Origin of the sequence: Streptomyces sp. NPDC057682, assembly GCF_042799575.1 — a bacterium.
Taxonomy (GTDB): domain Bacteria; phylum Actinomycetota; class Actinomycetes; order Streptomycetales; family Streptomycetaceae; genus Streptomyces.
The window spans coordinates 61,692-78,803 of the sequence record NZ_JBHVIN010000022.1 but is presented as its reverse complement, the minus strand read 5'-3'; the positions used below and the strand labels follow the sequence as shown (position 1 = coordinate 78,803).

General features: G+C 72.5%; 19 protein-coding genes. 11 read left to right on the top strand and 8 right to left on the bottom strand.

What is annotated here, in order from left to right:
• Positions 1-49 precede the first annotated feature (49 nt).
• From ACFVDM_RS32825 to ACFVDM_RS32795, 7 genes are all read left to right on the top strand, one after another.
• Complete coding sequence (locus tag ACFVDM_RS32825) at positions 50-1,609, top strand: Flp family type IVb pilin (RefSeq protein WP_383649004.1); 1,560 nt, start codon at positions 50-52, stop codon at positions 1,607-1,609.
• Between the two features lie 25 nt (positions 1,610-1,634).
• A complete protein-coding gene (locus tag ACFVDM_RS32820; protein WP_383649002.1) occupies positions 1,635-2,225 on the top strand; it encodes a hypothetical protein in 591 nt (196 codons plus the stop codon).
• A 36-nt stretch (positions 2,226-2,261) separates the two neighbouring features.
• Positions 2,262-2,720, top strand: a complete 459-nt coding sequence (locus tag ACFVDM_RS32815; protein WP_383649000.1) for a hypothetical protein — start codon at positions 2,262-2,264, stop codon at positions 2,718-2,720.
• 10 nt (positions 2,721-2,730) lie between these two features.
• The gene (locus ACFVDM_RS32810; RefSeq protein ID WP_383648998.1) at positions 2,731-3,144 is read left to right on the top strand and encodes a DUF3592 domain-containing protein; all 414 of its coding nucleotides are present in this window, start codon (positions 2,731-2,733) and stop codon (positions 3,142-3,144) included.
• A gap of 84 nt (positions 3,145-3,228) precedes the next feature.
• A complete protein-coding gene (locus ACFVDM_RS32805; protein WP_383648996.1) occupies positions 3,229-3,597 on the top strand; it encodes a DUF4259 domain-containing protein in 369 nt (122 codons plus the stop codon).
• A gap of 87 nt (positions 3,598-3,684) precedes the next feature.
• Positions 3,685-4,557 (top strand): Bax inhibitor-1/YccA family protein, encoded by an 873-nt coding sequence (locus ACFVDM_RS32800; protein WP_383648993.1) that lies wholly within the window; start codon positions 3,685-3,687, stop codon positions 4,555-4,557.
• A 147-nt stretch (positions 4,558-4,704) separates the two neighbouring features.
• On the top strand, positions 4,705-5,022 hold the full coding sequence (locus ACFVDM_RS32795; RefSeq protein WP_383648990.1) for a hypothetical protein: 318 nt from the start codon (positions 4,705-4,707) through the stop codon (positions 5,020-5,022).
• 150 nt (positions 5,023-5,172) lie between these two features.
• On the opposite strand, the gene ACFVDM_RS32790 is transcribed toward ACFVDM_RS32795, so the two are convergent.
• From ACFVDM_RS32790 to ACFVDM_RS32780, 3 genes are all read right to left on the bottom strand, one after another.
• Positions 5,173-6,048 (bottom strand): hypothetical protein, encoded by an 876-nt coding sequence (locus tag ACFVDM_RS32790; protein WP_383648987.1) that lies wholly within the window; start codon positions 6,046-6,048, stop codon positions 5,173-5,175.
• Positions 6,049-6,302: 254 nt separating this feature from the next.
• Positions 6,303-7,523: an acetyl-CoA C-acetyltransferase gene (locus ACFVDM_RS32785; RefSeq protein WP_383648985.1), complete on the bottom strand. Its 1,221-nt coding sequence runs from the start codon at positions 7,521-7,523 to the stop codon at positions 6,303-6,305.
• Positions 7,524-7,721: 198 nt separating this feature from the next.
• The gene (locus ACFVDM_RS32780; protein WP_383649178.1) at positions 7,722-8,783 is read right to left on the bottom strand and encodes an SGNH/GDSL hydrolase family protein; all 1,062 of its coding nucleotides are present in this window, start codon (positions 8,781-8,783) and stop codon (positions 7,722-7,724) included.
• 156 nt (positions 8,784-8,939) lie between these two features.
• Between ACFVDM_RS32780 and ACFVDM_RS32775 the strand changes: the two genes are divergently transcribed.
• On the top strand, positions 8,940-10,346 hold the full coding sequence (locus ACFVDM_RS32775; protein ID WP_383648983.1) for a cystathionine beta-synthase: 1,407 nt from the start codon (positions 8,940-8,942) through the stop codon (positions 10,344-10,346).
• A gap of 458 nt (positions 10,347-10,804) precedes the next feature.
• Here the strand turns inward: ACFVDM_RS32775 and ACFVDM_RS32770 are convergent, their stop codons facing one another.
• Complete coding sequence (locus tag ACFVDM_RS32770) at positions 10,805-11,230, bottom strand: hypothetical protein (protein WP_383648980.1); 426 nt, start codon at positions 11,228-11,230, stop codon at positions 10,805-10,807.
• A 183-nt stretch (positions 11,231-11,413) separates the two neighbouring features.
• On the opposite strand from ACFVDM_RS32770, the gene ACFVDM_RS32765 reads away from it, so the two are divergent.
• Together ACFVDM_RS32765 and ACFVDM_RS32760 are read left to right on the top strand one after the other, a co-directional pair.
• Complete coding sequence (locus ACFVDM_RS32765; RefSeq protein ID WP_383648977.1) at positions 11,414-12,268, top strand: MurR/RpiR family transcriptional regulator; 855 nt, start codon at positions 11,414-11,416, stop codon at positions 12,266-12,268.
• A gap of 140 nt (positions 12,269-12,408) precedes the next feature.
• Positions 12,409-12,945 carry a hypothetical protein gene (locus ACFVDM_RS32760; protein ID WP_383649175.1) on the top strand — a complete coding sequence of 179 codons (537 nt, stop codon included), beginning with the start codon at positions 12,409-12,411 and terminating at the stop codon, positions 12,943-12,945.
• 7 nt (positions 12,946-12,952) lie between these two features.
• Here ACFVDM_RS32760 and ACFVDM_RS32755 read toward each other — a convergent pair whose 3' ends face one another.
• The 4 genes from ACFVDM_RS32755 to ACFVDM_RS32740 all read right to left on the bottom strand — a co-directional run bounded on the left by ACFVDM_RS32755 (position 12,953) and on the right by ACFVDM_RS32740 (position 15,151).
• Positions 12,953-13,327 carry a hypothetical protein gene (locus tag ACFVDM_RS32755; RefSeq protein ID WP_383648974.1) on the bottom strand — a complete coding sequence of 125 codons (375 nt, stop codon included), beginning with the start codon at positions 13,325-13,327 and terminating at the stop codon, positions 12,953-12,955.
• Positions 13,328-13,413: 86 nt separating this feature from the next.
• A complete protein-coding gene (locus ACFVDM_RS32750; RefSeq protein WP_383648971.1) occupies positions 13,414-13,890 on the bottom strand; it encodes a roadblock/LC7 domain-containing protein in 477 nt (158 codons plus the stop codon).
• 38 nt (positions 13,891-13,928) lie between these two features.
• Complete coding sequence (locus ACFVDM_RS32745; protein ID WP_383649172.1) at positions 13,929-14,666, bottom strand: transcriptional regulator; 738 nt, start codon at positions 14,664-14,666, stop codon at positions 13,929-13,931.
• A gap of 38 nt (positions 14,667-14,704) precedes the next feature.
• Entirely contained in the window at positions 14,705-15,151 is a 447-nt protein-coding gene (locus ACFVDM_RS32740; protein WP_383648968.1) for a hypothetical protein, read from the bottom strand.
• 231 nt (positions 15,152-15,382) lie between these two features.
• Between ACFVDM_RS32740 and hutU the strand changes: the two genes are divergently transcribed.
• Positions 15,383-17,065 (top strand): urocanate hydratase, encoded by a 1,683-nt coding sequence (gene hutU / locus ACFVDM_RS32735; RefSeq protein WP_383648966.1) that lies wholly within the window; start codon positions 15,383-15,385, stop codon positions 17,063-17,065.
• Positions 17,066-17,112: the final 47 nt, after the last annotated feature.

The window sequence follows — 17,112 nt, the reverse complement described above, 5'->3', positions numbered from 1 at the left end:
GCCATCGGGGAGGACGGACAACATGCCACGGACGAGGTGTCGGGGGCTCATGTCCTCGCGCGGAGCATGGGACGACAGGGGCGGCACGGCCCTGGAGTACGTGGGCATGGTCCTGGTGGCCGTGGCCATCGTGGGCGCCCTCCTGGTGACCGATCTCGGCGGGCGGATCAGCTCGAAGTTCTCCTGCGCGATCTCGTCCGTGTGGGGCGGCGGCGGAGGCTGCTCCAGCGGCACCGGGGACGACGCCGGCGGCGATCCCAACGCCGCGTTCGAGCCGCTGACCTGCGCCACGGTGACCAAGGCGGGGACCCAGGGCGGCAAGTTCGGGGTGTCCTTCGAGACGCTCGGCATCGAGTTCGGCGGCGAGTTCGGCTTCGAGGAGACGACCCTCAAGGCGAAGACCGACGTCAACAAGGACGGCAAGGTCGACGACAACGACGAGCAGGTCTCGCTCACCTTCACGGACGCCGGCTCGGTCAAGGGCACCGAGAAGCCCAAGGGCGGCATCAAGATCGGCAACGTGGGCAAGGACAAGGTCGAGCTGGCCGCCGGCCTCACGGTCACCACGGGCGACACCTGGATCTTCGACTCCCAGGAGGAGGCGGACCAGTTCCGCAAGGACCTGGAGGAGTACAAGAAGCTCAGCCGGCTCAACAAGCTCTCCAACCTCAGCCCGATCATCGGCGGTTCCACCGAGGTCGCCAGCTGGTTCGGCAAGGGGCCCAAGGCCAAGGAGAGCCGCCTCAAGCAGAACATCGAGGACAAGCTGGGCAACAAGCACATCACCACCCAGAAGATCAGCCTCGAAGCCGCCGGTCAGGCCGGTCTCCAGTTCGGCAAGGGCATGAACACCCCGGACACGGTCAACCCCGACGGCACGACCACCCCGGCCCCCAAGCCCGGCGCCACCGCCGAGGTCGGCGTCAAGTTCTCCCAGTCCTCCGAAGTCACGCTGACGCAGAACCACATCAACAACACCGACGCGTACACCTACCAGGCCAAGGTCAGCGGCGGTGCCTACGCGAAGGGCGAGGCCGGCCCCGTCAAGGCGGGCGCCGAGGCCGCGGGTTCGGCGGCCGGTGCCATCACCGTCACGGTCGACAGCAAGACCGGCAAGGTCAAAAGCATCACGATGACCCGCACCCTGGAGGGCAAGGCCGAGGCCAACGCCGGTCTCAAGGGCGACATCAACGGCAACGAGAAGGGCGGCGGCACGACCACCCAGGTCGTCACCACCACCGTCCCGCTGGACGACAAGAACATGAGCCAGGCCGAGTCCGACGCCATCAAGCAGCAGCTCTTCTCCGGCCAGGGCATGAACAGCGCCTTCAACTACCTGTTCACCGGCACCCCCGTCCCCACCAAGGACCCCGGTCCGGGCGACCCCTTCGGCCACTACGCGTTCAACCACGGCCAGGTCAGCAAGCAGGAGTACGACGGTTCCTCCTCCTCCGAGGAGATCGGGCTCGACATCAACCTGGAGATAGCGGGCATCAACGGCGCCTACACCAGCTCCGAGTCCCAGAAGAGCCTGACGAAGGCCGAGTTCCTGGGAGCCCCCTCCAACGGTCAGCGCTCCTTCTTCCCGTACAGCTACTGTGCCAAGTGATCCACCGGTACAAGGAGACGTGATCATGACCAAGCTTTCCGTCCGGCGGGCGGTACGGGCCGTCGCCGTCACGACCGCCGTCCTCGGCGCCGGGCTCGTGCTGGCCGGCTGCGGTGGCGAGAAGTCCTCGGACGCGGCCGCCCCGGCCGTGCCCGACGACTGGAAGAAGCTCACCGGCCCGACGGTGTCCCTGGCCTATCCGGCCGACCTCACCGAGCAGTCCGCGGCCGAGCGCGGCAAGCTCAACGACGCCGCGGCCCTGCGCACCGAGGACGGCCGCGCGACGGTGAAGGTGACCATCCAGAGCGGCTTCGCCGACGCCACCACCGGCGACGACGCGGCCTCGGTCGGCCGGGCGCTGCTGATGGCGTCCACCGAGGTGAAGGCGACGAAGGACGCCGGCATCGAGGGGGCCGACGGCGCCAAGCGCATCGACTTCACCTACACCGGTACGGGGCTGCCGCAGCTCCCCCCGAAGGGCGCCGAGGTCGACGGTGTGGTCATCACGGGCGTCGACTCCCAAGGAAAGATCTACTCCGTCCGCATCGACGCCCAGCAGGGCAAGCTCACCGAGGCGGACCGGACGAAGATCGTCGACAGCATCCAGGTCAAGTAGCTCCCGCGCACCGGGCGACGACGAAGAGGCGGCCCCATGTCCCGATACGACGTACACCACCGCGGATACGGCCCCGCGTCCGCCACCGGCGACGACCGGCCGCGGTTCCTCAACCTCATGCTGCCGTGGGCCGGCGGCATCGTGGTGACGCTGGTGACCGAGGTCGCCCTCGCGGTGCTCGTCTGGGACGTCATCACGGGCGACGACGTCTCCACGATGGACTCCCCGGTCCGTACCGTCCTGCTCCTCCACCTGCCGACCGCGGCCTGTGTGGCGCTGGGCGTCTGGGCCGCCGCCGCCCTCCACCAGGGGGCCTCCCGGGAGTCGCGGGTGCGGCACTGGTTCGCGGCCTTCACCCCGGCCGTCGCGCTCCAGCTGCTGGTCTTCCTCTCCCAGGGCGCGGACCTCACCGTCCTCACCTTCCTGGTGCAGATGGTCGTCCTGGTGGTTGGGTGTGCGGTGGGATTCCTCGTCGACAGGCTGCGCAACGGTTAGAAGGTGCTCCATGGACTCCTCGCTCGTCATCGCCGGGGTCGTCGCCGCGGTGGCGGTCCGGTCCCTGGGCCGGACCGTCCGGCAGGTCCGCGGCGCACGCTCCGGCGTGACCGCGCCGGCCCGCTGCGTGCGGGTGCAGGAGCGGACGACCGCCACGGGCTCCTCGGGCGACCGGCGGGCCTGGCACGTCTTCGCGTTCACCGCGCGGGACGGCCAGTGGGTCGAGTTCCAGGACGGCGGGAACAAGCGGTACGTCGAGGGCGCCCGGGTCACCGTCCGCTACGACCCCGCCGACCCCCACCGCACGGCCACCCTCGCGGGCAGCCCCCGCGCCGCCCTGCTGGAGGGGGCGGTCTCGGTGCTGCTCATGGGCGTGGTGCTGCTCGTCTTCCTCACGGACTTCCCGCAGAACCTGTTCCACTGAGCCCGGCGGCCGTCCGGACCCGCCGTTGTCAGTGCCGCCTGCTGTGATGGGCGGGACGACGGCACACGGACACGGAGGCGGACAGTGGGCACCTGGGGCGCGGGCAACTTCGACAGCGACACGGCGGCCGACCGTCTCGGGGAACTCGTCTCCCGGCTGGTGGCCGGGGTCACCGAGGCGATGAACGGCGACCCGGTCGAGCTGGAACCGGACGAGTACGGCGGGGTGGGCGTCCCCTGCGACCTGGAGCTGCTCCTCCTCCTGCACCGGCAGGGCTGGGCCGGGGTCACCCTCCCGCCGCCCGCCCTGATCAGGTCCTGGCAGAAGACCTTCCTGGACGTCTGGGAGCGCACCATCGACGACCTGGACCCGGACCCCGCGTACAAGGAGGAGCGCCGCGCGGTGCTCACCGAGACCTTCGAGCGGCTGGCCGAGGCGTCCGAGGGTTCGTGAAAGATCCTCCTCTGGCACTAGGGAGAATGCTTTGCCTACCCATTACTCTTGTGGGAAGGCCACGCTGGGTGGCCATGGAGGAGTGAGATGAGGAGCAGCAACCCGGTCTTCTCGCGACGGGGCTTCAGCCGCGACAACAGTTACGCGGGCTTCAACACGGCGCCGCAGGCCGGGGCCCCCGCAGCGGGTGCCAACCCGTACGCGCAGGGCACCGCCCCGAACCCGTACGCCACCAACCCGTACGCGCAGACGGGCGCCCCCGCACCGGCCCGTACCGGCGCGATGACGATCGACGACGTGGTGACGCGCACGGCGATCACGCTGGGCACGGTCGTGCTCGGTGCCGCCCTGGCGTGGGCGCTGCTGCCCGTCGACGAGGCGAACCTCGGCAAGTCGTACGGCATCGCCATCGGCGCCGCGCTGATCGCCTTCGTGCTGTCGCTCGTCCAGTCCTTCAAGCGGACCCCGGTCCCGGCGCTGATCGTGGCGTACGCGGCGTTCGAGGGCGTCTTCCTCGGCGTCATCTCCAGCGCGGTCAGCACGTACATCGGACCGGGCGTCGTGATGCAGGCGGTGATGGGCACCATGTGTGTCTTCGCCGGTGTCCTGCTCGCGTACAAGATGCGCTGGATCCGCGTCACCCGCCGGTTCTACGGCTTCGTGATGGCCGCCGCCATGGGCTTCATGCTCCTCATGGTGGTCAACCTGCTGTTCGCCGTGTTCGGCGGCGGTGACGGCCTGGGCTTCCGCAGCGGCGGTCTCGGCATCCTCTTCGGTGTCATCGGCATCATCCTCGGCGCCTGCTTCCTGGCGATGGACTTCAAGCAGGTCGAGGACGGCATCGCGTACGGCGCTCCGCGCGAGGAGTCCTGGCTGGCGGCCTTCGGCCTCACCATGACCCTGGTGTGGATCTACCTGGAGATGCTGCGCCTGCTCTCCATCCTCAGCGGCGACGACTGAGGCCGCGCGCCGCACGGGCGCGTGACATGACGCATACGGCCCGTGGGCTCCGTCAGGAGCCCGCGGGCCGTCGTCGTGCGCGGAGGAGGTGCGGGCGGGGGCGGCGGGCGTTGGCCCGGGGCGCGTGCGGGCGCGTAGGGTCGCGGGGTGCTCGATACGACGCCCCTGATCATCGCCGTGGACCGATTCGCCGACCGGCTGCGCGCCGCCCCGCAGAGCAGGCTCCAGCGGGGAGCGGCCGCCGAGGGGCTGGCCGCGGCCCGGGAGCTGGCGGCGCGGGCCCAGCGGGCCGAGGAGCCCGGCCGGGAGCCCCGGATCATGCCGGACGCCGGGATCTTCGCCGTCGGCGACCAGCTCGCCGTCGCCGGACGCGATCTGGCCGTGGCACTGGAAACGGCCCCGTCCGAGGAACTGGACGAGGCCGTGCGCTACGTGGAGGAGGCGGCCGGGCGGGCGTTCGCCTGAGCCGGGGCGGGTGCCGGGGCCGGTGCCGGTGCTGGTGTGGGGGTCCGGGTGCGGTCGTGGTGCCGGTCCGCAGGTGCGCCGCGCGGTGTCCCGGCGGCGGCCGGCGAGGGCCGCTGTGCCCCGGAGGGGCCGGAGACCGGTCGTCGCGGGCTAGAAGCTCGCTATGACGCGGTCGGCCAGTATGTAGACGTTCTCCTTGCCGCAGGAGAAGGTCAGCGCGTAGGCGCCGGAGACGCCGGAGCCGCCCAGCAGCACCGGGTGCTCGCCGGCGCGCAGCGACGCGGCCAACTGCTCGGCCGTCTCGCGGTGGCCGGGGGTCATACAGAGCGTGGTGCCGTCGGCGAACACGTACACGTCGAGCGTGCCCAGCGGGCCGGGGCGGACGTCGGACAGCTCGGTCCGGCTGTCGGCCAGCTCCTCCAGACGGTTCACGGTGCGCTCGTGGTCGGTGACGACGGGCGTCTGCACCGGGACGAAGTCGGGGTGCGAGGGGTGGCGGCGGCGGGCGGCGGCCAGCTCGGGGGAGTCCTCGGCGAACTCGGCGGTCTCCGGGAGATCGGCCATGTCGGGCAGGTCCGTCAGCCCGGCCAGCTCCGTCAGCTCCTCCAGCGCCTCGGTGGCGTCCAGGTCCAGGGAGTCCAGCCCGGCCAGATCGCTCTGGCGCGGCATGAAGAACGGGGCGTCCTCGCCGAGACCGGCCAGCCCGCCCAGCAGGGACGGGGCGTCGGCCGCGTCGCGCGCCTCCTGCGTCGCCCAGAACGCGCGGGCCTCGGCCAGCTCGCGCTCCCGCTCCTCGGCCAGCGCCTCGGCGACGGCCGCGCGGATCTCGGCGGCGGAGGCCGCGGTGGTGTCATGACGGTTCTGGGCGGGTACGGCAGCGGTACGGGCGCGGCCGTCGGCCAGCTCCCGGCGGAGGGCGGTCACCTGGCGGCGCAGCCCGTGAGCGGCGTGCAGCGCGGCAGCGCCCACGGCCGTGGCAGCGGCGGTGGTCAGCAACAGGGCAAGAGGCATGGCGCTCACTGACATACTCCCGGTTTCAATCGATCCCCCGACTTCCTACATCAGCTTGTCCCCTACCGGCACCATGTGTCAGTGCATTACGTCACGAATTGGACAGGTCTTTGTGCCTGGGGTTTACCCCTGTTCCTGGTGTGACCTGCGGAAATGGCTCTCCCCCAGGAGATAGGTCACATCCTGGGGGAGATTCGGTCACGGACGGGGCTCGGAACCGGCCACGCCGGCCGGGTGCGCGGCCCCGGCCCGTTCCGTGCGGCGTTCGCTCAGCTCAGGCGCTCGATGACCATCGCCATGCCCTGGCCGCCGCCGACGCACATGGTCTCCAGGCCGAACTGCTTGTCGTGGAACTGGAGGCTGTTGATCAGCGTGCCGGTGATCCGGGCGCCCGTCATGCCGAAGGGGTGGCCGACGGCGATCGCGCCGCCGTTGACGTTGACCTTCTCCAGCGGCAGACCGAGGTCACGGTAGGAGGGGATGACCTGGGCGGCGAACGCCTCGTTGATCTCGGCCAGGTCGATGTCGCCGATCGTCAGCCCGGCCCGCTTCAGAGCCTGCTTGCTCGCCTCGACCGGTCCGTACCCCATGATCTCGGGGGAGAGGCCCGAGACGCCGGTGGAGACGATCCGGGCCAGCGGGGTCAGGCCCAGCTCGCGCGCCTTGGTGTCGGACATGATCACGAGGGCCGCGGCGCCGTCGTTGAGCGGGCAGCAGTTGCCCGCGGTGACCAGGCCGTCCGGGCGGAAGACCGGCTTCAGGCCCTGCACGCCCTCCAGCGTCACGCCCGCGCGCGGGCCGTCGTCCTTGGAGACGACCGTGCCGTCGGGGGTCGTGACGGGGGTGATCTCCCGCTCCCAGAAGCCGTTCTTCAGGGCCTCCTCGGCGAGGTTCTGCGACCGTACGCCGAACTCGTCCATGTCCTGGCGGGTCACGCCCTTGAGCCGCGCCAGGTTCTCCGCGGTCTGGCCCATCGCGATGTACGCGTCCGGGACCAGCCCGTCCTCGCGCGGGTCGTGCCAGCTCGCGCCGGACTCCTCGGCGCGGGCGGCGGTACGGGCCTCGGCCTCGGCGAAGAGCGGGTTGTGCGTGTCCGGCAGGCTGTCGGAGTTGCCCTTCACGAAGCGGGACACCATCTCGACACCGGCCGAGATGAAGACGTCGCCCTCGCCCGCCTTGATCGCGTGCAGCGCCATGCGGCTCGTCTGGAGGGACGAGGAGCAGTAGCGGGTGACCGTGCAGCCGGGCAGGTGGTCCATCCCCATCTGCACGGCGATGATGCGGCCCAGGTTGTTGCCCTGCTCGCCGCCGGGCAGACCGCAGCCGAGCATCAGGTCGTCGATGTCCGTGGGGTCCAGCTCCGGGACCTTGTCCAGGGCGGTCCGGATGATCGTGGCGGTCAGGTCGTCCGCCCGCAGGTCCTTCAGCGAACCCTTGAAGGCCCGGCCGATGGGCGAACGGGCAGCAGAGACGATCACGGCTTCGGGCATCACGCGGCTCCATGAGGGCTGGAAGGCTGTCAGGCAGGACTGCTCTGGAAGTTACCCGGACGTACTGCCGAGGTCACCCGACGCGGCATGTGATGCCCGACTCTTTTCTAAGCAACCGCTCAGTTCGGTGCCGGACGCCCCGGGCCCCGGCCGTCCGCCTCGCCCCGGGGGCCCGGTCGGCCGCCGGGCCCCGGCCCCTCACGCGTGCCGGGGCGAGGCGTCCTTGCCGGGACCCGGGCGCGGCTCCACCCGCGTCGAACCGCCCTCCGCCTCCCGCGGCTCCTCGTGCGGGTGCGGGTGCGGCTCCGTGGCGGTGGGCAGCCGCCGCCGTCTGCGGTGCTTGAGCAGCGCCCACGGCGCCCGCGCCCCGGTGACCTCCGTACCGGCCTCCACGGCCGCCTGCGAGGCCGCCTTGGCCACCGGGAGCATGTCCTCGCGCCGTGCCCCGTCCAGATGATCGGACTCCGGCCACAGCCCGAGCGCCGCGCACAGCGTCGGCAGCACCGCCATCGACGCGGTCGCGTACCCCTCCGCCGACGGGTGGTAGTTGTCCGGGCCGAACAGCTCCCGGGGGTTCGCCTCGAACTCCGGGCCCAGCAGATCGCCCAGCGACACCGTCCGGCCGCCCTGCTCCACCGAACCGATCGTCTGCGCCGCCGCCAGCTGCCGGCTCGCCCGGCGGGCCAGCCAGCGCAGCGGCTGGTAGACCGGCTCGATCGTGCCCAGGTCCGGGCAGGTGCCCACGACGACCTCGGCGCCCGCCGTGCGCAGCCGCCGCACCGCCGTCGTCAGACAGCGCACCGACTGGGTCGCGGGCATCCGGTGCGTCACATCGTTCGCCCCGATCATGATCACGCAGACGTCCGGGGTGCGGGCCGGGTCCGCCAGCAGCAGCGAGACCTGCCGCTCCAGATCGTCCGAGCGGGCCCCCGGCTGCGCCACGTTGCGCAGGTCCACCGGGCGCTCGGACACCGCCGCCAGCCCCGAGGCGAGCAGCGCCCCCGGGGTCTGCCCGGCCCGCCGCACCCCCTGCCCGGCCGCCGTGGAGTCCCCGAGGAGTCCGAAGCGCAGCGGCTCCGCGGGTCCGGCGAACGCCACCCCGTACCGCCCGTCCGCGCTCGGCGGGACCGGGGCGATACCGCCGCCCACCTGCCGCTTCGCCAGCTGGACCTCCGCCAGCAGGACGCCTGCCGCCGCGGCGCCCAGCAGCCCGATGCTGCCACCGCCGTAGGCCGCGCCCGCCGCGATCCGCCGTGCCACACGTGCTCTCGACACAGTCCGGTCCACCTCCTCGTCGCCGTACCGCCGTACACAGTGCTACCTGCCCCCAACCGACCGTCGTTCAATCGCGTCGCCCAATCCGGTGCCGGTGCGCATACGCTGGCCGGACCATCTCGGAGACCCCGGAGTGACACGGTGCGATACCACGATTCGATGATCAGTCTCGTAGGCAATACCCCGCTGGTGAGGCTGCGCAGCGTCACGGCCGGCATCCAGGCGACGGTCCTGGCCAAGGTCGAGTACTTCAACCCCGGCGGATCGGTCAAGGACCGCATCGCCCTGCGCATGATCGAGGCCGCCGAGCAGAGCGGCGAGCTGAAGCCCGGCGGCACGATCGTCGAGCCCACCAGCGGCAACACGGGCGTCGGCCTGGCGATCGTCGCGCAGCAGAAGGGCTACAAGTGCATCTTCGTCTGCCCGGACAAGGTGTCCACGGACAAGATCAACGTGCTGCGCGCCTACGGCGCCGAGGTCGTCGTCTGCCCCACGGCGGTCGACCCGGAGCACCCGGACTCGTACTACAACGTCTCCGACCGGCTGGTCCGTGAGACGCCCGGCGCCTGGAAGCCCGACCAGTACTCGAACCCGAACAACCCCCGCTCCCACTACGAGACCACCGGTCCGGAGCTGTGGGAGCAGACGGAGGGGCGGATCACCCACTTCGTCGCGGGCGTCGGCACCGGCGGCACCATCAGCGGCACCGGCCGCTATCTGAAGGACGTCAGCGACGGCGCGGTCCAGGTGATCGGCGCCGACCCGGAGGGCTCCGTCTACTCCGGCGGCTCCGGCCGCCCGTATCTGGTCGAGGGCGTCGGCGAGGACTTCTGGCCGACGGCGTACGACCGCACGGTCACCGACGAGATCGTCGCCGTGTCCGACAAGGACTCCTTCCAGATGACCCGGCGCCTCGCCAAGGAGGAGGGCCTGCTCGTCGGCGGCTCCTGCGGCATGGCGGTCGTGGGCGCCCTGGAGGTCGCCAAGAGGCTCGGGCCCGACGACGTGGTCGTCGTCCTCCTCCCGGACAGCGGGCGCGGCTACCTCTCGAAGATCTTCAACGACGAGTGGATGGCCGACTACGGCTTCCTGGAGGACACCGGCCCCTCGGCCCGGGTCGCGGACGTGCTGAACCACAAGGAGGGGCCCATCCCCACCCTGGTCCACATGCACCCGGAGGAGACCGTCGGCGAGGCCATCGACGTGCTGCGCGAGTACGGCGTCTCCCAGATGCCGATCGTGAAGCCCGGCGCGGGCCACCCGGACGTGATGGCCGCCGAGGTCATCGGCTCCGTCGTCGAACGCGAACTGCTCAACGCGCTCTTCGCCCAGCGCGCCTCGCTCTCCGACCCCCTGGAGAAGCACATGTCCCCGCCGCTGCCGCAGGTCGGCTCCGGCGAACCGGTCGAGGACCTGATGGCGGTCCTCGGCGGCACGGGCGCGGCCGACGCGGCGATCGTCCTGGTCGAGGGCAGGCCCAAGGGCGTCGTCAGCCGCCAGGACCTGCTGGCCTTCCTCGCCAAGGACACGGCCAAGGAGGGCGCGTAGGAGCCGTCCGGCGTCACGGGGGCGGGGCCGTCCCGTCCCCGTGACGGCGGTCTTTCCGGAAACGGTACGAGCGCGACACGTCCGCGCAGCACCCGCTTAACACGGCTCGGGCACTGTGGTGGATGTCGGCGGGGGAGAAACCGCCGGCACCGATACGGCGACACCGGACTACGGAGCGGCTCCCGGACCTCCACCGTCGCCCGGACGCGCGACCGGCCCTGACCCGGACCGCGTCCCTCGCGGGGACCGCCGTCGTCCCGCCCCCTGGGAAACCGGGGGTGCGGCGGTCCCCGCGCCACCTCTACGCGCGCGAACCCCCGGCGCTGCCCTCGCCGCCCTCCCGGCCGGAGCCCCCGTCCGGGTACCACCGGCCGGGCCCGCCCCATCAACCCGCGCCAACTGGCCGTCCTGCCGACCCGGCAGGCCCTAGGCCGTGCCGCCTCCCGGGCCTTTGGGGCTCAGTCCTCCCAGTCGGACGTCGGCCGCCGCCGCTCCCGGTTCCGGAACAGCCCGCCGTGGCCGGCCGCCTGGAAGGCGTTCACGCCGACGATGCCGAACCAGACGACGAGCAGCCCGCCGATCCCCGCGTTCACCACGGCGATGGCGGTCAGCGGGATGGCCAGGACCAGCGAGATGATCGCCAGCCCGTAGCGCTCGCCGAAGTGGCCCAGCGGCGGTTCCGGGGCGCGCGCCCCACGGGCCACGGCGACCCGCTGCTCCGCGAGATGGCGCCGGACCCGGCGGTCGAGCGTGGTGTCGAGCCGCTGCTCGACCTTCTCCAGGAAGGAGTCGACGAGCGCGGACTCGTACTCGTCCCCCAGCTCCCCGCGGGCCCGGAGGGTGGCGTTGAGCTCCTTCTTGAGCTCGGTGTCGGGTGCGTCCATACCGACCACGGTACGAAGCGGGGGAGGCCGCGTCAGTGGGGCTAACCCCCCGGTTTCCGGGGGGCCTGGAGGCGTACGCGGGGCCCGGGTCCGCCCGGCTGCATATGGACATGCAGACGGCCGGCTGGCTGAATGGATCCGGCGGTGCCGGTCCTCGGCCCCGGGATCCAGCGAGGGGACAGGATGAGCGCGAGCAGCGCGGGAGCGCGGTTGCAGCAGCTGTTCGAGGGGCGCCGGCTCACGCCCACCCAGCGGCGCATCGCCCACTCCATGGTGCGCCGGGCCGGGGACGCCCCCTTCCTGTCCAGCGTCGAGCTGGCCGAGCTGGCCGGGGTCAGCCAGCCCTCCGTCACCCGCTTCGCCGTCGCCCTCGGCTTCGACGGCTACCCGGCGCTCCGCCGACACCTGCGCGAGTACGCCCCGGCCGGTCCGGCCGAGGACCCGGGCCAGGACGGCGCCGACGCCGTCAACGAGTACCAGCAGGCCGTGCTCGGCGAGATCGAGAACCTGCGTCATCTCGCCGATCTGCTCGCCGACCCCGGACCCGTCGAACGGGCCGGCCGGCTGCTCGCCGCCTCCCGCCCGCTCCTCGTCCTCGGACTGCGCGCCGCCTCCTCGCAGGCCCGCGGCTTCGGCTACTTCGCGGCCAAGGTGCACCCCGACGTCCGGGTGCTCGACGAGGGCGGCAGCATGCTGCACGACCGGATCGACGCGGCCCGGCGGGCCGGGGCCACCGCCCTGATCTGCTTCGCCCTGCCCCGCCACCCGCGCGAGGTCGTCGACGCCCTCGCCCACGCACGCGGACAGGGGCTCACCACGGTCTCCGTGGCCGATTCGGCGTTCGCCCCCGTGGCCGCCCACAGCGATCTGCTGATCCCGGCCGCCGTCGGCACGGGCCTCGCCTTCGACACCGCCTGCGCGCCGATGCTGCTCGGGCGGGTGCTCCTGGAGGCCATGTGCGACGACCTGCCGGACGCGCAGGCGCGGCTGGAGGAGTTCGACGCGACGGCGGCGGCGCGGGGGCTGTTCGTCGAGTGACCCGCCCGGCGGCCCCTCCCGTCCGGCGGATTCTCAGACGCCGCTCATGTACGGCCCCTACCCTGCGCGCACGGATCGAGCGGACATCCCGGCGGGAGAGGGGTACGGACGTGGGGCGCGGAGCGCAGTCGTTGGCGAGAGTGGCCGTGGTCGTGAGGGCCGGGGCGGCGCCCCTGTGGTGGCCGGGCCTGGTCGCCGCGGGCATCGGGGCCCTGGTGCCCGGGGTCACCGGACGGCGCATCGGACTGCTGTCCGGGGCGGCGCTGTTCCTGATCGCGCTCGCCGTCGTCGCCTTCGCGCGCGGCGGGCGGTACGCCGGACTCGTCCGGGGCGCGACCCGGGCCGGCCGCAACGACGTCCTCCAGGACCGGGCCGTGACCGTACGGTTCTGGCGCCGGGGCCACCGCTGGTGGCTGCTCGGGGCCTTCCTCGCGGCGGTGGCCAGTTCCTTCGCGGTACCGGCGGCGGCCGGGATGCTGCTCGCCGGGGCCGGTGCCGGCCTCTGGGTCAAGGCCGTGCGGATCGGCCGCCTGGAGCACCGCGAGGACGTCCTGTACTGGGTCCGCACGGACTGGGTGCGGCGCGGCCGCCCCGCCGGGAAGCAGGTCGGCGGCTACCGGACGACCGGGCCGGTGGCGGGGGACGCCGCGCCGGGCGGGGCGCGGCGTTCCCGCTGACCGGGGCTCAGACCTCCAGATCCGCCTCGATCTTCTTCAGCTGGTGGCGGGCCATGGCCAGGTTGGCCCGGCTGCCGTCCAGCACCAGGTAGAGGAACAGGCCGTTGTTGCCGCGGGACTTGAGGAGCCGGATCAGGTGGTACTGGGTGCCCAGGGTGATCAGGATGTCCTCGATTTCGTCCTTGATGCCCAGATGCTCCATGGTGCGCAGCTTGGCCCGGACGACATCGGTGTTGCCGGCGGCGGCGACCTCCAGGTTGAAGTCCTTGCCGCCGCCGAGGGTGCCCAGCGCCATGCCGCTCGTGTAGTCGACGAGGGCGACACCGGTGGTGCCCTCGATGGACGACATCGCTTCCTTCAATGACGCTTCGGTGTTCGCCATGCTTGCTCGTTTCCTTTCCCTGACCGGTCGGGAGGACCGGTTCCGTTTCTGGGGCGTGCCGGAGGGCTGCGGGGGGTGTGCGGGGGTCATGTCGGCCGGTGCGGCAGGACGCCGGGCTGCTGGGGGGCGGTACGGGGCGGCAGCGGGGCGCGCGGCCCGGCGGCGGGCCGCGGGGGGCCGTCCAGCGCGGCGTCGACGAGGGCGCCGATCCGGACACCCGATCTGCGGCCCTCCAGATGGAGCCGGCCGACGTTGATGCGGTCCTCGGCGAGCAGGGTCAGGACGGCCTGGGAACCCGCCGCGTACGTCGCGATGTAGCCGGACTCGCCGCGGACGAGCAGTTCGCGGAAGCCGCCGCGGCCGGTCGCGTCCGTCATCCGGACCGCGACGCCGAGCGCGGCCGCGGTGAGCGCGGCGACGCCCTCCGCCTCCACGCCCGGGGTGTCGTGCGCCAGCACGAGACCGTCGGCACTGGCCGCCAGGGCGCCGGAGAGGAGCGGGACGCGGGCCCGTAACCGCTGGAGTTCGGCCAGTACGTCCTGCACTTCGGCCTCGGGCACCATCAGCTGTCTCCTCCCGGCACGCTGTCTGAGCGCGCGTATCACAGGGCCTCCAATGCGTCTCGGAGCCGGCGCAGCAGAGCGATGTCGGGGTCGGCCGTGACCTCGGGGAGCGCGACCCGGCCGGAGGCGTACGGGCCGGCGGGCTCCGGTACGGCGGCGACGAGCCCGGCCGCCGCGAGCCGGCGCAGGTCCACCAGGATGTGGAACGCGGACCTGCCCAGCTCCTGGGCGATGTCCGTCGCCGTGCGCACGCCGTCCACGCGCTCCAGGACCCGGCGCTGACGGGGCGGCACGGGGGCGTCGGCCGGCAGCCCCGTCCGGGTCAGCGGGGCGCTGTCGGTGACCGCCTCCGGCCAGATGCGCTCCAGCAGCTCCCGCCGCCGGAGCGTCTCGCGCTGCACGGCCTCCACGGGGACGGGGCGCACCGGCCCGATCCAGTGGGCGACCCCGTAGCGGAAGCGGGCCGGGGTCCTGGTCGGGGCGAGGGCGAAGAACGCCGCGTCGTACAGCGCGCCCAGATGGCACAGTTCCAGCGCGCCGCCCGGCACCCGGCCGCTGTCCACGAGATGGCGGCCGACCCGCTGTCCGGCACCGGCCTCGGCGACCGCGTCCCACCAGCCCTCGCGGCGCAGCGCGCCGCCGCGGGTGAGCAGGACGTCGATGCCGGGGGTGGCCGGGGACTCGGCGTGCACGACCTGGCCCTCGGCCAGATAGAGGGTGCCGCGGTCGCGCATCAGGGCGCCGGTGGCGCGTTCGGCGGCGAGGCGCTGGAGCATCGGCGAGAGGACACCGGCCGGGGCGGGGGAGGTCGCTCTCACGCCAGGACCAGCCGCTCGGCCATCTCGCCGAGCCGGATGCGGGCGAGGGCCAGATTGCCTTCCGCGCGGTCCAGCCAGAGGTGGAGGAAGACGCTGCTGTCGAAGTCCGTCTCGACGAAACGGAGGATGTGGTAGCCGGACCGGGCGGTGACGATGACGTCCTCGACGGGAGGGGCCGCGTGCGGGGCCGCCGTGTCCTGCGGGGCGTCCGCCGTGCCGGATGAACCGCGGTCCGCCGTGTCGGACGAGCCGAGGGCGAAGGCGGGCTGCTCGGCCGCCATCCGCGCCACCTCCGCGGTCTCCGCGGCGGTGGCCTCGTGATCGCCGTTGGGCGCCTCACCGATGGTGCCGAGGGCGAGACCGCTCGTCCAGTCGACCACGGCGGCGCCACGGGCACCGGGCAGTCTCATGACATCGAGCAGGCACTCGTCGATTCCGGGCACGCCGACTCCCCTCCGACGCTGCGTGCGGCTGTGAGCCCGAGGTTACGCAACGTGCTCACTCCTGGTGGGGCTTCTGGCATTTTCCATCGGTACATGCGCGAGCTCGGGGAGAATGCCCCACCCTGTGCCGCCGGCAGCGCGCGCGAGACCGTCCGCCCCGCCCTGTTGACTGGATCTATTCATCCACTCAAGATGTGAATACGGAATTCACAGTCGCGAGGAGGCACCGCCATGTCAGGACCCCGCCCCGTACGGGCACCGCGCGGTACGGAACTGAGCGCCCTGGGATGGCAGCAGGAAGCCGCGCTGCGGATGCTGCAGAACAACCTCGACCCCGAGGTCGCCGAACACCCCGACAAGCTCGTCGTCTACGGCGGCACGGGCAAGGCCGCCCGCGACTGGCGCTCCTTCGACGCCATGGTCCGCACGCTGCGCACGCTCAAGCAGGACGAGACGATGCTCGTGCAGTCCGGCCGGCCCGTCGGCGTCATGCAGACCCACGAGTGGGCGCCCCGGGTGCTCATCGCCAACTCCAACCTGGTCGGCGACTGGGCGAACTGGGAGGAGTTCCGCCGCCTGGAGGCGCTCGGCCTCACCATGTACGGCCAGATGACCGCCGGTTCCTGGATCTACATCGGGACCCAGGGCATCCTCCAGGGCACCTACGAGACCTTCGCCGCCGTCGCCGCGAAGAAGTTCGGCGGCACCCTGGCCGGCACCATCACGCTCACCGCCGGGCTCGGCGGCATGGGCGGCGCCCAGCCGCTCGCCGTGACGATGAACGACGGCGTCGCCCTCTGCATCGACTGCGACCCGCGCGCCATCGACCGCCGCATCGAGCACCGCTACCTGGACGTGAAGGCCGACAGCCTCGAACACGCCCTCCAGCTCGCCGTCGAGGCCCGCGACGCCCGCCGCCCCCTCTCCATCGGCCTGCTCGGCAACGCGGCCGATCTGCTGCCCCGGATGCTCGCCGAGGGCGCCCCGGTCGACATCGTCACCGACCAGACCAGCGCCCACGACCCGCTGGCCTACCTCCCCGTCGGCGTCGACTTCGACGACATGGCCTCCTACGCGGCCGAGAAGCCCGCCGACTTCACCCAGCGCGCCCGCGAGTCCATGGCCCGGCACGTCGAGGCGATGGTCGGCTTCATGGACGCCGGCGCCGAGGTCTTCGACTACGGCAACTCCATCCGCGGCGAGGCGCGGCTCGCCGGCTACGCGCGCGCCTTCGACTTCCCCGGCTTCGTGCCCGCCTACATCCGGCCCCTGTTCTGCGAGGGCAAGGGCCCCTTCCGCTGGGCCGCCCTGTCCGGCGAGGCCTCGGACATCCACAGGACGGACAAGGCGATCCTCGACCTCTTCCCGGAGAACGAGTCCCTGCACCGCTGGATCCGGATGGCCGGCGAGCGCGTCCACTTCCAGGGCCTGCCCGCCCGCATCTGCTGGCTCGGCTACGGCGAACGCGACCGGGCCGGCGAGCGCTTCAACGACATGGTGGCGAGCGGCGAACTGGCCGCCCCGCTGGCGATCGGCCGCGACCACCTGGACTGCGGCTCCGTCGCCTCCCCGTACCGCGAGACCGAGGCCATGCTCGACGGCTCCGACGCGATCGCCGACTGGCCGCTGCTCAACGCCATGGTCAACGTCGCCTCCGGCGCCTCCTGGGTCTCCCTCCACCACGGCGGCGGCGTCGGCATGGGCCGCTCGATCCACGCCGGACAGGTGACGGTCGCCGACGGCACCGAGCTCGCCGGCGAGAAGATCCGCCGGGTCCTGACCAACGACCCCGGCATGGGCGTCATCCGGCACGTCGACGCCGGCTACGACATCGCGGAGTCCGTCGCCGCCGACCGGGGCGTCCGCGTCCCCATGACGGAGGACGGGGACCGGACGGCGGAGGGCACGGCGTGACGCGCACCGAACGGGCGGACGGCGGGGCGCCGCCCGCCCCGTACGCC